The organism is Ruegeria sp. CDSB117, from assembly GCF_059611005.1.
Genome location: NZ_JBXWOS010000004.1, coordinates 139,708 through 154,753 on the forward strand (window position 1 = coordinate 139,708; position 15,046 = coordinate 154,753).

Annotated in this window: 14 protein-coding genes; 6 read left to right on the forward strand and 8 right to left on the reverse strand. The window is 58.0% G+C overall.

Annotated elements, in window-relative coordinates; genetic code table 11:
* Positions 1-10: 10 nt before the first annotated feature.
* Complete coding sequence (gene trpS, locus AC2FJC_RS07045; protein WP_496738934.1) at positions 11-1,039, reverse strand: tryptophan--tRNA ligase; 1,029 nt, start codon at positions 1,037-1,039, stop codon at positions 11-13.
* 86 nt (positions 1,040-1,125) lie between these two features.
* Between trpS and AC2FJC_RS07050 the strand changes: the two genes are divergently transcribed.
* Positions 1,126-1,812: a rhomboid family intramembrane serine protease gene (locus AC2FJC_RS07050; protein ID WP_282120136.1), complete on the forward strand. Its 687-nt coding sequence runs from the start codon at positions 1,126-1,128 to the stop codon at positions 1,810-1,812.
* On the opposite strand, the gene murJ is transcribed toward AC2FJC_RS07050, so the two are convergent.
* From murJ to AC2FJC_RS07065, 3 genes are read right to left on the reverse strand one after another with little or no spacing between them, the layout of a single operon-like run.
* Positions 1,813-3,354, reverse strand: coding sequence for a murein biosynthesis integral membrane protein MurJ (murJ, locus tag AC2FJC_RS07055; protein ID WP_472722863.1), 1,542 nt, complete (start codon positions 3,352-3,354; stop codon positions 1,813-1,815).
* Entirely contained in the window at positions 3,351-6,170 is a 2,820-nt protein-coding gene (locus tag AC2FJC_RS07060; protein WP_496738935.1) for a [protein-PII] uridylyltransferase, read from the reverse strand. The genes murJ and AC2FJC_RS07060 overlap by 4 nt, the downstream gene beginning before the upstream one ends.
* Entirely contained in the window at positions 6,130-7,302 is a 1,173-nt protein-coding gene (locus AC2FJC_RS07065) for a penicillin-binding protein activator (RefSeq protein ID WP_496738936.1), read from the reverse strand. The genes AC2FJC_RS07060 and AC2FJC_RS07065 overlap by 41 nt, the downstream gene beginning before the upstream one ends.
* Positions 7,303-7,390: 88 nt before the next feature.
* On the opposite strand from AC2FJC_RS07065, the gene rsmI reads away from it, so the two are divergent.
* From rsmI to gshB, 3 genes are all read left to right on the forward strand, one after another.
* Positions 7,391-8,248: a 16S rRNA (cytidine(1402)-2'-O)-methyltransferase gene (rsmI, locus tag AC2FJC_RS07070; RefSeq protein WP_496738937.1), complete on the forward strand. Its 858-nt coding sequence runs from the start codon at positions 7,391-7,393 to the stop codon at positions 8,246-8,248.
* A 1-nt stretch (position 8,249) separates the two neighbouring features.
* The gene (locus AC2FJC_RS07075) at positions 8,250-8,621 is read left to right on the forward strand and encodes a YraN family protein (protein WP_496725862.1); all 372 of its coding nucleotides are present in this window, start codon (positions 8,250-8,252) and stop codon (positions 8,619-8,621) included.
* A 61-nt stretch (positions 8,622-8,682) separates the two neighbouring features.
* On the forward strand, positions 8,683-9,615 hold the full coding sequence (gene gshB, locus AC2FJC_RS07080) for a glutathione synthase (protein ID WP_496738938.1): 933 nt from the start codon (positions 8,683-8,685) through the stop codon (positions 9,613-9,615).
* Here the strand turns inward: gshB and AC2FJC_RS07085 are convergent.
* The 4 genes from AC2FJC_RS07085 to cobU are packed head-to-tail and all read right to left on the reverse strand — an operon-like array spanning position 9,612 to position 13,211.
* Positions 9,612-11,126 carry a YifB family Mg chelatase-like AAA ATPase gene (locus AC2FJC_RS07085; RefSeq protein WP_496738939.1) on the reverse strand — a complete coding sequence of 505 codons (1,515 nt, stop codon included), beginning with the start codon at positions 11,124-11,126 and terminating at the stop codon, positions 9,612-9,614. The two genes, gshB and AC2FJC_RS07085, sit on opposite strands and share 4 nt — an antisense overlap.
* Before the next feature lie 45 nt (positions 11,127-11,171).
* On the reverse strand, positions 11,172-12,056 hold the full coding sequence (locus AC2FJC_RS07090; RefSeq protein WP_496738940.1) for a glutathione S-transferase N-terminal domain-containing protein: 885 nt from the start codon (positions 12,054-12,056) through the stop codon (positions 11,172-11,174).
* Between the two features lie 58 nt (positions 12,057-12,114).
* A complete protein-coding gene (locus AC2FJC_RS07095; RefSeq protein ID WP_496738941.1) occupies positions 12,115-12,693 on the reverse strand; it encodes a histidine phosphatase family protein in 579 nt (192 codons plus the stop codon).
* A complete protein-coding gene (gene cobU, locus AC2FJC_RS07100; protein ID WP_496738942.1) occupies positions 12,690-13,211 on the reverse strand; it encodes a bifunctional adenosylcobinamide kinase/adenosylcobinamide-phosphate guanylyltransferase in 522 nt (173 codons plus the stop codon). Before cobU ends, AC2FJC_RS07095 begins: the two co-directional genes overlap by 4 nt.
* Before the next feature lie 100 nt (positions 13,212-13,311).
* Between cobU and AC2FJC_RS07105 the strand changes: the two genes are divergently transcribed.
* Together AC2FJC_RS07105 and AC2FJC_RS07110 are read left to right on the forward strand one after the other, a co-directional pair.
* Positions 13,312-14,190 (forward strand): RNA polymerase factor sigma-32, encoded by an 879-nt coding sequence (locus AC2FJC_RS07105; protein ID WP_496738943.1) that lies wholly within the window; start codon positions 13,312-13,314, stop codon positions 14,188-14,190.
* On the forward strand, positions 14,187-15,002 hold the full coding sequence (locus tag AC2FJC_RS07110) for a ChaN family lipoprotein (RefSeq protein ID WP_496738944.1): 816 nt from the start codon (positions 14,187-14,189) through the stop codon (positions 15,000-15,002). The genes AC2FJC_RS07105 and AC2FJC_RS07110 overlap by 4 nt, the downstream gene beginning before the upstream one ends.
* The last annotated feature ends 44 nt before the right edge of the window (positions 15,003-15,046 follow it).

The window sequence follows — 15,046 nt, forward strand, 5'->3', positions numbered from 1 at the left end:
TCCAGCGCAATCAGCCTTGTTTTGCGCCAACCATACCCACGATGTCGTAGGTCTGTTGCAGGATCGGGGCCGCTATCGCCCGCGCCTTTTCCGCGCCGCGTGCGAGAATCCGGTCAATCTCGGCCTCTTCACCCATCAGACGCGCCATCTCGGTTGAGATCGGCGACAGTTTGGCGACCGCCAACTCAGCGAGCATCGGTTTGAATTCACCGAATTGCTTGCCGCCGACTTCGGCCAGAACCTGTTCCGCCGTTTGATCGCTGAGCGCGGCGTAGATGTTGACCAGATTGCGGGCCTCGGGGCGTTCGGACAGACCATCGGTTTCTGAAGGCAGCGCATCCGGGTCAGTCTTGGCCTTGCGGATTTTCTTGGCGATCGCGTCGGCATCGTCGGTCATATTGATCCGGGTCATGTCGGACGGGTCCGAAGATGACATCTTCCGCGAGCCATCACGCAGGTTCATCACACGTGGCGCGGGGCCGCCGATGACCGGTTCGGTCACCGGGAAGAAATCCACGCCGTAGTCATGGTTGAACTTGATGGCGATGTCGCGGGTCAGTTCCAGATGCTGTTTCTGGTCTTCGCCCACCGGGACATGTGTCGCGTGGTAGGTCAGGATATCCGCCGCCATCAGCGCCGGATAGGCAAACAAACCCAGCGAGGCGTTCTGAGCGTTCTTGCCCGCCTTGTCCTTGAACTGAGTCATCCGCTGCATCCAGCCCATCCGGGCGATACAATTGAAGATCCAAGCCAGCTGCGTGTGCTCGGCCACCTGACTTTGGTTGAACAGGATGGACTTTTCGGGGTCCAGACCGGCAGCAATAAATCCGGCGCAGACCTCACGGGTCTTTTCGCGCAGACGGGCCGGGTCTTGCCAGACGGTGATCGCGTGCAGGTCGACCATACAATAGATGGTCTCGAAATCTTCGCCCTGCATATCCACAAAACGCTTGAGTGCACCCAGGTAGTTGCCAAGGTGCAGGTTTCCCGAAGGCTGGATGCCGGAAAACACGCGCGGCGTGAACTTGGTTTCGGTCATCGAAGGGAACTCCCGTCTGGAAAAATCAGCCCCCGTCGCTTACCCATGAGGTCAAGGGACGTCAACAGCCGCGAAAGGCCAGCCCAATGAGCAGTGAGCATTATACACCCGCAGTAAACCCTCTGCCGCCCGTTGTGGTGGCGTTGGTCCTGTTCATCATGGGGATCGAATTGGCGTTTACGCTGGGTGCACGTGGTCTTGTGGGTGGGCCATCAGCGGTAGGTTGGCGGTTGGATGCCCTGCAGAGTTACACCTTTTCCCCGGATATCTTTCACTGGATGATCGAGAATGGCCGTTGGCCGTTTGAACATGTGATCCGTTTCGTGACCTATCCGTTCGTATCGGGCAGTTTTACCCAGGCGGTTTTTGTCAGCGTCTTCGTTCTGGCCATGGGCAAAATGGTAGCCGAAGTGTTCGGCGGTTTTCAAATGCTGATCATTTTCGTTTTGTCCGGTATCGGTGGCGCGTTGGTCTATGGGTTATTGCTAAATCCCGCCTATCCGCTGGTCGGAGGGTTCCCGCCGGTTTACGGTCTGATCGGCGCGTTCACATGGCTGCTGTGGCGCAAGTTGTCACTGGTTGGCGAAAACCAATCCCGGGCCTTCAGCCTGATCGCGGTTTTGATGGGCATCCAGCTGGTGTTCGGACTTTTGTTTGGCGGCACGTCCGATTGGGTTGCCGATCTGGGCGGGTTTGCCACCGGATTTGGTCTATCGTTTTTCCTGGCACCGGGCGGATGGGCGCGGATCGTGGGACGTATTCGCCGCGACTGATCAGGACCGACGCAGCGCTTTTCTGAATTCGGACAGCTCGAACGCTTTGAAGAGGTGACCGAGTAAGAAATAGGCGGCAGCTGCAACTATGATTAGGACCAGCAGCGCCAGATAACGCCATCCGGGTACTTGGAAGGTCCAGCCAAAAATATGAAGGGCGGCGAAAAGCACAACGCCCATACCCAGCGATGCCGCGACGACGCGCCAGGCACGTCGTTTGAACCGATCGTCAAACCGTGCTTCATCGCCGAAACGGCGCGCTCCAATCGCCAACAAGGCAACCATCGCCCAACCGGCAGCCGAAGCCGCGATCGCCGGTGCGATCCACCCCACCAACGGGTAAAGACCAAAGGCCAGCCCGGCATTGATTACCATCGCAACTACGGCATAGCGAAACGGAGAGCGGGTGTCTTCGCGCGCGAAGAACAAGGGCTGCAGCAGCTTTTGCAGCATGAAAGCGGGCAGGCCGACGCCATAGATAGCTACGGCCAAGGCAGTGGCTGCCGTGTCCTCGGGGCTGAATTGGCCGCGTTCGAACAGGACCGACACCAGAGGTATTGGAATGATCAGAAAGGCAACTGTGGACGGCAGGGTCAGCAGCAGTGTGAACTCTCCGGCGCGGGAATAGGCATTGCGCGCCCCGCCCTTGTCCCCGGCCCGTAAGCGGCGGGACAGATCTGGGAGCAGGACGATCCCCACCGCAATACCGACCACGCCCAATGGCAATTGATACAGCCGATCCGCTGCGAACAGCCAACTGACAGCCTTTTCAGTTTTGGACGCGACCAACTGGCCAACCACCAGATTGACCTGCGTGACGCCCATCGCCAAAGCGGCGGGCACTGCAATGCGAACCATGCGTCGCATTTCCGGGCTGAGCTTGGGCAATCCGGGACGGATGCGAATACCTGCTCGTTCTGTCGCCACCCAAACCAGCGCCAGTTGCGCGACCCCTGCCAGCGGAATGACCGTGATCAGCCACCAGATTACGTCGCCGCCAGACAGCGCGCCTGCGATCAAAGCAGTACAGGCAAAGATATTGAGTAAGACAGGCGCGGCAGCGGCAGCCGCGAACCGACCGGTGGCATTCAGAACGCCGGAAAACAGCGCGGCCAGCGACATGAACAGGATATAGGGAAAAACGACGTAACCGTAGTCGACAGCCATGTCGAAGCGTTCATCGCCATAGAACCCTTCGGCGGTCAGCCAAACAAGTCCAGGCATGAATACCATCGCCAATCCAACCAGTGCCAAAACAGCCGCCGTCAGCAGGTTGAAGGCATCCTGAGCAAACCCTTCGGCGTCTTCTTCGCCCTCCAACCGTTTCGAGAACATCGGTACAAAGGCGGCGTTGAAGGCACCTTCGGCAAAGAAACGACGAAACATGTTGGGCAGGCGGAAAGCGGCAACAAAGGCGTCCATCACCGGACCAGGCCCGATATAGGCGGTTAGCAGAATCTCTCGGAGAAATCCCAAAATTCGACTGGCCAGAGTCCAGAATCCGACCGTGAACAGGCCTGAAAACAACCGGATTTGTTTCATGAGATCGCGCGCTCCGCACCTTCAGTGATGGCTTTGCGCAGCTTGGTCTCAAGACCGCGTTGCTTGCTTTCGGAATGGTATTTCAGGCCGAACATGTCCTTGACGTAAAAGGTATCGACAACCTGTTCGCCATAGGTCGCGATCACGGCGTTGGCGATATAGACATTGGCCGCAGCCAGCGTTCTTGTCAGGTCATACAACAGGCCTGGACGGTCGCGGGTATCAACCTCGATGATGGTGTAGATCTCGGACCCGTCATTATCGAAGATGATATGGGTCGGCACATTGAAGGCGCGTTCGCGTTTTTTGATCTTGTCGCGCGATTTCAGAGCGTCACGCGCTACGACTTCGCCTTTGAGCGTCTTTTGGATCATCTGTGTCAGTCGCGGCAAACGGCTGGCCTCAAATGGGTGGCCCTCGGCATCCTGAATCCAGAACGCATCGGTGACGTACCCGTCCTTGGTGGTATAGCTACGGGCGTCGACCACGTTGGCCCCAACCAGCGCAAGCGCCCCGGCGATGCGGGCGAAAATCCCCGGATGGTCTGCCATGGCAAAACACGCGCGGGTGGCGTCGCGATCGTCATCCGGATGCAGGTGAATTTCCATCGCGCCGGGGTCGCCGCTGTGTTCCAGAGCGCGTAGCATTTTCGCGAACTCAATATGTGTAGACAGGTTCAGGCCCTGCCAATAGGGCGCATAGTGTCGTCCTGTTTCGGCCTTCAGGTCAGCCTTCGACCAATCGTCAAGCGCCGAACGCAGCGCCTTTTTGGCTTCGGCGCCACGGTTGGCCCGGTTCAGGTCTTCCATACCGGTTTCAAGCGCCCGTTTGGTTTCAGCGTGCAAGGCGCGCAGCAGGGTGGCCTTCCAGTTGTTCCAGGTGTTGGGTCCAACACCGCGAATGTCACACACGGTCAGAACCGTGAGCAGATCCAACCGTTTGACTGTCTTCACCGCCTTGGCAAAATCGCGCACGGTGCGCGGGTCCGAGATGTCGCGTTTCTGCGCCATGTCCGACATCAACAGGTGATATCGCACCAGCCATTCCACGGTTTCTGAGTCCGATTTGTTCAGACCCAAGCGTGGAGCAACCTTGCGCGCGATCTGAGCACCCAGAATGGAATGATCCTCGGGGCGCCCCTTGGCGATATCGTGCAGCAGCAACGCTACGTAGAGAACCTTGCGATTAACCCCGCGTTTCAGGATCGATGAGGCCAGCGGTAATGACTCGACCAGTTCACCGCGTTCAATCTGAGCCAGGTTGACGATGGTCTGGATCGTGTGCTCGTCCACTGTATAGCTGTGATACATGTTGAACTGCATCATCGCCACGATGTGTTCGAACTCTGGCAAAAACGCCGACAATACTCCCAATTCGTTCATACGGCGCAGCGCGCGTTCCGGGTTGCCGTGTTTCAGCATCAGGTCCAGAAAAATGCGCTGCGCCTCTTTGTTTTGGCGCATGTCGTCGTCGATGAGGTTTAGGTTGGCTGTCACCAGCCGCATCGCATCCGGGTGGATCAGCATGCCAGTGCGAAGACCTTCCTCGAACAGACGCAGAAGGTTCAGTTTGTCGGACAGAAACTTCTTGGCGTCCGCTACATCCAAGCGACCGTGAACGACCTTGTACCCTGCTTTGACACGCGGTCGACGCCGAAAGATGCGTTCCAGTAGGGCGGCACCTTTCACGTGTGACGCTTCGAGTTTGGTCAGGAAGATCCGGGTCAGTTCACCAACGCGAGTTGCCTCGCGGAAATAGCGTTGCATGAACACTTCAACAGCCCGTCGCCCGGCCCTGTCTTCATAACCCATACGGTCGGCAACTTCGACCTGCAGGTCGAAGGTCAGTTGTTCTGTCGCACGACCGGTCAGCAGATGCAGATGAGAGCGTACGGCCCACAGAAACTCTTCGGCCTCTACAAAGGTGCTGAATTCCTCGGGTTCAAACAGGCCCAGAGGGACCAGTTCAGCCACGTCCTGAACGCCATAGATGTACTTTGCAATCCAGTAGAGCGATTGAAGATCGCGCAGCCCACCCTTGCCCTCTTTTACATTGGGCTCGACCATGTAACGCTCGCCCTGTTTGTGGTGGCGCTCGTCACGTTCCTGCAGCTTAGCCTCGATGAATTGACGCTCGCTGCCCTTGAACAGCTCGGTTTTCAGACGGTCGTCAAGTTCTTCGGCAAGAGCCGCGTCCCCAGCCAGATAGCGTTGCTCGAGCATGGCGGTGCGGATGGTGAAATCCTCGGTGCCCAGTCGCAGGCAATCCTTGATCGTTCGAGATGAATGGCCAACCTTCAGTCGTAGATCCCAAAGCATGTAGAGCATGGACTCGATGACGCTCTCGGCCCAGGCGGTGATCTTGTAGGGCGTCAAAAAAAGCAGATCGACGTCCGAAGCCGGGGCCATTTCGCCGCGGCCATATCCACCAACAGCAAGAACCGCAATCTTTTCGCCCTGCGTCGGGGTTGCCAGCGGATGTAGATAGGTGCTGGCCACTTGCATCGCTGTGCAGACCAACCCGTCGGTCAAATAGGTGTAGGACCGGGTCAAAGGTCTGGCGTCAAAGGGGCGTTTAGCGAAGGCATCTGCAATGGTCTTACGCCCAGCCTTTTGGGCATCGCGTAGGATGCGCACGGTTTCATTCCGCCGCGCGGCATTGTCTTGAATATTTTCAAAGGCTTCCGACAGTTGCACCAGGATGGCGGTACTGTCGAAAATTTCATCGGCCGCGCAGATCAGCTCACCCTTGGGGGTGAGTGTCAGCACCGGCTGATCAGAAACCGGCGCCAGAGAAGCTTTGAGGGGCGGAGTCAATCACTACTACCTGTTTGTTCTGGATCGTGGCAACGGCCAGACCGCGTTCATTCGTGCCGTCTGATCGCAGGCGGAAGATGCCGCCAACGCCCTGGAAACCGGCATTTTGTGTCAGGGCAGATGCGGTCAGCGCGTCGGATTTTCCTTGGCTGACCAAAGCCGCAATCGCTGCAATGCCATCATAGGCCAGACCGCTGATCGGGTGCGGAGCCTCACCATAGGTGCTGTTATACCGCTGACGGTACGCCTGCGCCTTTGCCGGGTCGGGCAGGGCGAACCAGCCCCCTTGAACACCTGGCAGTTCTAACGTCTGTGCCGGTATGTCCCAGCGCGTCAGGCCGAGGAATTGGGTGGTGGCCGACGACACACCAGCTTCTGGCAACAGTTGCGAATATAGCGGCAGCGCACCAGCTGTCGTCGCTGTCAGAAACACCGAATCTGCACCGGCAGCATCCACGGTTGCCTTGATCGTCGGAACCGAGTTGATGACGCCTTGCTGGGACCGGTCATAACCAACCGTACCAGCATTCGCTACGCGGCTGCTGGCAAGCGCAGTTGCAATCGCCGATTGACCAAGCTGCCCGGCTGCATCGTTGCTGTGGACGATGACCATGCTGGTTTTGCCTTGTGATCCGGCAAAGTTGACCAAACGGTTAGCCGTATTCTGAAAGGTCGGGCCCAGAACAAAGACGTTGCCACCTGCAATGCTGGTATTGTTCGAGAAGGACAGCACGTTGACCTTGTTGTTTAGCACAGCGAGACCTGCCGAGTTTGCTGCCTGCGCGTAAACCGGGCCAATGATGATCTTCGCCCCATCCGCGACGGCTTGTTGCGCCACTGTCGCGGCCGTGTTCGAGCTGCCCCGCGTGTCGTAAACACGTAGGTCTATCGTAACATTCTGCAAATCGGCCATCGCCAGACGCGCTGCGTTCTCAAGGCTCCGTGCAAGTTGAGCGTCGCCCGAATTTCCCGATCCCGCCGGAACCAATAGTGCGACCGGAACGGGTTTCGACGTGTTAATGGATGGGCCTCCACCAAGGCCGCCGGGCTCACATGCAGCGAGGAATGCGGCGGTTGCCAGGATCGCGGCGGATTTCGCCAGCTTGCGAACGGGCTTGCAAACGGTAAACATCTAAATGAAAACTCCCTGTCCCGGCGGCTTGGGGTACCACCAATCTGTTATGCCGCGATAATAAACGTCACGCTGTGAGGGTCCAGCTTTGAATTTTCAAAAAGTAAGATTGGGCGCGGGCCTGTATTTTGTTGCCACTCCGATCGGTGCGGCGCGCGACATCACGCTCAGAGCGCTGGATGTGCTGGCCTCGGCTGACGTCATTGCCGCCGAAGACACGCGCAGCTTGCGCCGGTTGATGGAGATTCACGGCGTACCGCTGGATGGGCGGCGAATCCTAGCCTATCACGATCACAGCGGCGCAGGCGCGCGCGGGAAAATCCTTGATGCATTGCAGGACGGGAAGTCTGTCGCTTATGCATCTGAGGCCGGAATGCCGCTGATTGCCGATCCGGGATACGATTTGGGGAAGGAGGCTGCCGAGGCCGGTCATACGGTGACCTGTGCACCGGGACCGTCAGCGGCGCTGATGGCGCTGACACTGGCCGGGCTGCCGACAGATGCGTTCTTTTTTGCGGGCTTTTTGCCGAACGCGACCGGCGCGCGCCGGTCGCGGATCGAGGCATTGCGAGACGTGCCGGGCACATTGGTGTTTTACGAATCTCCGAAACGCGTGGCGGCGTGCTTGTCGGATCTTGCAACCGTGCTGGGCAATGACCGTCAGGCCGCAATGTGCCGCGAGCTGACGAAGAAATTCGAAGAAGTTCGTCGCGGGACGTTGGAAGAACTGGCGGCCGACCTGCAAGGGCAGACAGTCAAAGGTGAAATTGTTCTGCTCGTGGACCGCGGACATTCGGATACTGTTAACGAATCTGACGTAGAAGAGGCGTTGAAACGAGCCTTGGAAACCCATTCGGTTCGCGACGCGGCCGATCTGGTATCAGAGATGTACAAGCTGCCGCGCCGCCCGATCTATCAGAAGGCTCTGAAATTGGGAAAGGGATGACATGGCCGCACGATCCGTTCGAAGTTCGGTGTCTTTTCATGCCGGGCAGGCTGCGGAGCAGCAGGTTGCATCAAATTATGAACAACGCGGCTATTCCATCCTAAATCGCCGCTGGCGCGGCGCCGGTGGGGAGATCGATCTTATTGCGCGCGACGCTCGCGGGGTTGTCTTTGTCGAGGTTAAGAAAAGCATCAGTTTCGATGCAGCCGCCGCCCGGATCAATCGCCGCCAGATGGATCGCATCTGCGCATCTGCGGCCCAATTCCTGGAAACCGAACCAGACGGGCAATTGACCAATGTGCGGTTTGACGCGGCTTTGGTGGATGCCTCGGGCGCCGTTCAAATTATCGAAAACGCCTTCGGTTTAACCTGATCCCCATTGAACCCGTGACGTGGCTGGGCCATGTATCTGGCGTGAAACTGAGGGACACGCCATGAAAATCGCCTTTCAGATGGACCCGATCGGGGCCGTGGATATCAATGCCGACAGCTCATTCCGTCTGGCCGAAGAGGCGCAGGCGCGCGGACACTCGCTGTTTTTCTACAGCCCGGATCAACTGGCATATCAAGAGGGGCGGATCACCGCGCGCGGTCAGGACATGAAAGTTCAGCGCGTGGCAGGCAATCCGGCTGAACTTGGCCCGGAACATGAAGTGGACCTGGCAGAGTTCGACGTGATCTGGCTGCGTCAGGACCCGCCGTTTGACATGCATTACATCACATCGACCCACCTGCTGGACCGTCTTAAGGGCCAGGTGTTGGTTGTGAATGATCCGTTCTGGGTACGGAACTACCCCGAGAAACTGCTGGTTCTGGATTTCCCGGAATTGACCCCGCCGACAACAATTGCGCGCGACCTGCAGACCATCAAGACGTTCAAGGAAAAGCACGACGACGTCATCCTCAAACCGCTTTATGGAAACGGTGGTGCAGGAGTTTTCCGACTGGATGCGAATGATCGCAACCTGACTTCATTGCATGAGCTGTTCACCGGGTTCTCGCGAGAGCCTTTGATTGTTCAGAAATTCCTGCCGGATGTCAGCAATGGCGATAAGCGTGTGATTCTGGTCGATGGTGACGCAGTCGGTGCGATCAACCGCGTACCGGCCGCGGGCGAAACGCGTTCGAATATGCATGTTGGCGGTCGCCCTGAGAAAATCGGCCTGTCTGAGCGCGATTTGGAAATTTGTGCCGCAATTGGTCCATTGCTGAAAGAAAAAGGTCAGGTTTTCGTCGGAATTGATGTGATCGGTGACTACCTGACGGAAATCAACGTGACCTCGCCGACCGGCATTCAGGAACTCGAACGATTCAACGGCGTGAACGTCGCCGAGAAGATTTGGCAAGCGATTGAAGCGAAGTTTTAAGATGCGGCCTTGGCGCTGATACGAAAGCTTAGCGCCTCGGCGATATGAGGGCGCCGGACATCCGGTGCCCCGTCCAGATCAGCGATGGTACGCGCCACACGCAGGATTCGGTGAAAGGCGCGGGCGGACAAGCCAAATCGCTCAGCTGCCTTCAGCAACAGGTCTTTGCCTTCAGCATCCGGGGCAGCAATTTCATCCAGCAACTTACCTTCGACATCGGAGTTTTGACGGGTGGACGGTGCATCGCGAAACCGCTCTGCCTGAATGGACCGGGCGTTTTCGACGCGCGCGGCTACGGTGGCGGAACTGTCACCCGAGGGCGGCAAGTTCAGATCAGTGAAGCCGACCGGAGGAACCTCAATCCGCAAATCAAACCGGTCCATCAGCGGTCCGGAGATTCGGCTCAGATAATCCTCTCCGCAAACAGGTGCGCGGGAACAAGCGCGCCCGGGATCGGTCAGGTACCCGCATTTGCAAGGGTTGGCCGCCGCGACCAACATGAACCGGCAGGGGTATTTCACATGGGCATTTGCACGCGCGACTATGACCTCTCCAGTTTCAATAGGCTGGCGTAGTGTCTCCAGAACCGTGCGCGGAAATTCCGGGAACTCGTCCATGAACAGGACGCCGTTGTGGGCCAGCGAAATCTCGCCCGGCTTTGCCCCCCTGCCGCCACCAACGATCGCAGCCATGGACGCCGTGTGATGAGGTTCGCGAAACGGGCGGCTGCGACTGATTCCGCCTTCGTCCAAGAGCCCGCACAGAGATTGGATCATTGAGGTTTCCAATGCCTCTGCTGGCGTGAGCGGCGGCAAAATTCCGGGCAGCCTAGCAGCCAGCATAGATTTCCCTGATCCGGGCGTGCCGGTCATGATCAGATGATGTCGCCCGGCTGCGGCGATTTCCAAGGCGCGTTTGGCGCGCTCTTGCCCTTTGACGTCGCGCAGATCCCTCGCGCTGGGCTCAAGCGTAACTTCGCCGGGTTGCGCGGCGGGCAGAGGGGCCTGGCCCGAGAAATGCCGCACCACGTCCCCAAGAGACCCAGCCCCGATGACCTGCGTCGCATCGACCCAAGCAGCCTCGGCGCTTGACGCGCGCGGGCAAAGCAAAGCGCGGTCCTCTGCTGCAGCGGTCATTGCGGCAGGCAAGGCGCCAACAACAGGTACCAGAGAGCCGTCCAGAGACAGTTCGCCCAGCGACACCGACCCTTCGGCGGCGTCCCGAGGAATGATCTCTAACGCAGATAGCAGCGCGACCGCGATAGGAAGGTCGAAATGGCTGCCTTCTTTGGGCAGGTCAGCGGGTGACAGGTTGATCGTGATACGTTTCGACGGCAATGCGATGGCCATGGAACTTAACGCGCTGCGGACGCGGTCCCGTGCTTCGGACACAGCTTTGTCGGGCAATCCTACGATGGAAAAGGCGGGCAATCCCGGCGAGACGGCGCATTGCACCTCGACCGGGCGGGCATCAACCCCTTGAAAAGCAACAGTATGGGCGCGGGCAACCATGAATGACCTTTTTGGTTAACAGGTCGTTGCTGCCACGGTCGCGGTTTAAGAATCGTTAACAACGCGGGTCATTTCGGTGAATTTCGGCCAGGCTCCGGGATCAGCGACAGTTTTGTCACGGCAGAACGAATTACAGAACCCCCAGCGTTGGCCGTCGAGTTCAAGAACTGCAGTAACGGCTTTGCCGGAATAGGGGCAGGTGTCATTGATTGACGTCGTGCCATTCACCGCCTTTGCCTGCGACGTGCCGCCGATTGGCCAAGGTTTTGATTGCAGATCCATTGGGTAGGGAAACGGGTCGTATTCGACCGTCAGTCCCATCGCACGCCATTGGCGGACGGGTCCATCTGACAGCAACTCAAGACAGTATTCGCGACTGGCATTAGACACGGGCAAGCCGTAGCCGATGATCCGCGCTGCGACTGGTGTGTAGAACACGTCAGCCAGCGAATAGCGACCGAACAAAGGACCGGTATTTGCGCCTGACACATCACGGGCATGAGCCCACAAGGTCTCGATCCTTGCCAGATCGGTGCGCGTCTCTGACGAAGGAACGAACCCTTGCCAACACTGTTTGAGTTGCATCGGACACTGCCCGCGCAATGCGCCAAATCCAGCTACCATTTCCGCGCAAAGCCATCGCGCGGTGGCGCGCGCGGCGGGATCTTTGGGCCAAAGCCCCGCTTCGGGATGAAACTCGGCAAGGGTTTCCGCCATCGCCAGGCTTTCCCCAACCACGGTGCCGTCGGGCAACCGCAGAGCCGGGACAAGGCGGGCCGGGGCGAGGGGCTTCAATTCCTCGGCCATAGTGCCGGAATAGAGGCCGATCATGTGGGATCGATAGGGCAGACCGAATGTCTCAAGCATCAGCCACCCGCGCATTGACCAGCTGGAAAACAGGCGGTCTCCGATAAACAATTCATAAGTCATACGGCAAGGATGGCGTGGCAGACCCGTTCAGTAAATCGGTGATTTGTGCGCGGTTGCATCACGGAAGATGATTGATCCGCCCAACGGACCAGTGTTTTCCGTTGTGCGTGATTTCGGTAACCGAAAGGTTGTCGATGCGATGGCTAAAAGCCTCTTGCGCGTCGACGTCCAGCGCCCTTTGGACCTGTGTCAGGATCACGCCAAAATGCGCCACGACCACAATATCGAACCCGCTGTGGCGCGCGATTAGTTCGTCTACGGCTGCGTTGACGCGTCCGCGAACCTCGTTCCAGCTTTCCCCGTTGGGGGGGCGTACGTCGCCGGGGTTATCCCAATATGCGAATGCAAGCTCGGGCTCTTCGGCCTCGATCTCTTTGAAAGCACGCAGTTCCCACGTGCCGAAATTGATTTCGCGCAGCGCGGATCGATGCGGTAATCGCTGGCGGCTGCCCTGTATAGCTGAGGCGGTATCTGCGGCCCGGCTCAGATCAGAGGAAACAACAAGTGCCTTGGCGGGTAGGTGATCATGCAAGCGGGCAACGGCTGCGCGATCGCTCAGATCGGCGGGAAGGTCGGACCAACCGACCATCGTTTTGGCATGAGTTGGGCCATGACGCACAAGATGCAGACGTGTCAATCCAGTTGTCCCTTCACTACAATTGGCAATCCGGCCGTTACCTGCACCACCAGATCGGCCTCGGCGGCCAACGCGATGTTCAGCCGCCCCTGCGCCTCGCGGAACCGACGGGATAGCGCATTGTCCGGGACGATCCCGTGTCCAACCTCGTTCGAGACGATGACGACCTGTGAGGAACACAAGCGTAGGGACTGCAAGAGCGCGCTTTGCGCCTGCTCCAGATCGTTTTCTGCAAGCAAGTGATTGGTCAGCCACATGGTGGCGCAGTCGATCAGACAAACAGAGTTCGGGGACAAATCTGCCAATGTCGGGCCAAGGTCAAGCGGTGCCTCGATCGTCTTCCAGCCTTCGCCCCGTTGGGAAATATGGCGCTGAACCTTACCTCGCATCTCATCATCAAACACTTGTGATGTCGCCAGGTAAACTCTCTTTTTTCCTGATGAAACAACAAGATGTTCGGCAAAAGCCGACTTGCCCGAGGCCGCGCCGCCCAACACAAAGGTTAAATCCGGACTCACGATAATTACCTTCCATGTGATCCACCCGGTTTTGTTTTGCGTATCGTTCATAGGTCGGCAAAGCAACCCCGGCCCGCGCCTGTGAAAAGGGGAGATTTCAATGGCACTGGACAATGCGAACGACTTCTCGATGTCCCGGAGGGCAATGAAAGCTGAACTTCTGGATGCGGAAACAGAATTGAAGTTGGCATATGCGTGGCGGGATGACCGCGATGAACAGGCCCTTCACCGGTTGATCACAGCCTATATGCGCCTGGCTATTTCAATGGCGGCCAAGTTCAAACGCTATGGCGCGCCGATGAATGACCTGATCCAAGAGGCAGGTCTGGGCTTGATGAAGGCCGCCGACAAGTTTGATCCCGATCGGGGGGTGCGGTTTTCGACCTACGCGGTCTGGTGGATCAAGGCGAGCATTCAGGACTATGTGATGCGCAACTGGTCCATGGTTCGGACCGGATCCACATCTTCGCAAAAATCACTGTTTTTCAACATGCGACGTGTGCAAGCCCGACTAGAGCGTGAGGCCGCAACCGATGGCATGGATCTGGACCGGCATCAGCTGCATCAGATGATCGCCGCCGAAATAGGCGTGCCGCTGCGGGACGTTGAAATGATGGAAGGCCGCCTGTCAGGCTCTGATTTCTCGTTGAATGCCGTTCAATCGGCAGATGAAGACGGCCGGGAATGGATCGATGCGCTGGAAGATGAGCGCGAACAAGCCGCGGAGGCGGTCGAAAACAGTCACGATACCCAGCAGTTGCGTGAATGGCTGGTGACGGCAATGCAGGCTTTGAATGATCGCGAGAGGTTCATTGTCCGCGAACGCAAGTTGCGCGAACCCGCCCGAACGCTGGAAAGTCTTGGTCAGGAACTGAGTTTGTCCAAGGAGCGCGTGCGTCAGCTTGAGGCTGCGGCTTTTGTGAAAATGCGCAAGAACCTTGAAGCCCAATCGCGTGAGGTGCAACACTTCATCGCATGAAACATCTTGCGATTCTGCTTTGTGTACTGGTGGTTATGGCCAACTCTGGCCATGCCTATGAGTTGATACCCGACGACGTTGTGTCTGCGATGACGTCTGCGGACGTCGTCATATTAGGCGAAATTCACGACAACACGCAGCACCACATCATTCAGGCCGAGGCGTTGAAGGCCATCAATCCCTCGGCGGTTGTCTGGGAAATGGTGACTGAAGAAAGTGCTCAGAGATTGGCGGACAAGGCCATTTCCGATCCGGAAGAGCTTGCCAGAATTCTGAAGTGGCTCGAATCCGGTTGGCCGCCGCTTAGCATGTACTACCCGGTCTTTCAGGCCTCAGACGCGCCGGTTTACGGCGCCATGGTTCCGCGTGCGGCGGCCCGCGCGGCAATGGAACGTGGCGCCGCCACGGCTCTGGGTGCTGATGCTGCCCGTTATGGATTGACGGTGCCACTGCCGAAGGATGAGCAGGCCGAGCGTGAGGCTGATCAACTCGCTGCCCATTGCAACGCAATACCAGAGACTGCGCTGCCGCAACTGGTCGCAATCCAACGGTTGCGGGATGCGGTTCTGACAAGGGCCATATTGCGCGCGTCGGATGATACGGGCGGACCTGTTGCAGTGATCACCGGCAATGGTCATGCCCGTAAGGACAGAGGGATTCCAACCTTTCTGTCCCGACTACGCCCCGGTTTGAAAGTTTTTGTACTGGGTCAGTCCGAGGATGGCGTCATCGACGGTGAGTTCGACGCTGTGATCGACAGCCCCGGCATCGAACGTGAAGACCCTTGTCTGGCGTTTGAGACACAGAATTAACCGCTGGAACTGTCCGTTGGCCTTGCCTAATGTCGGGCCGACCG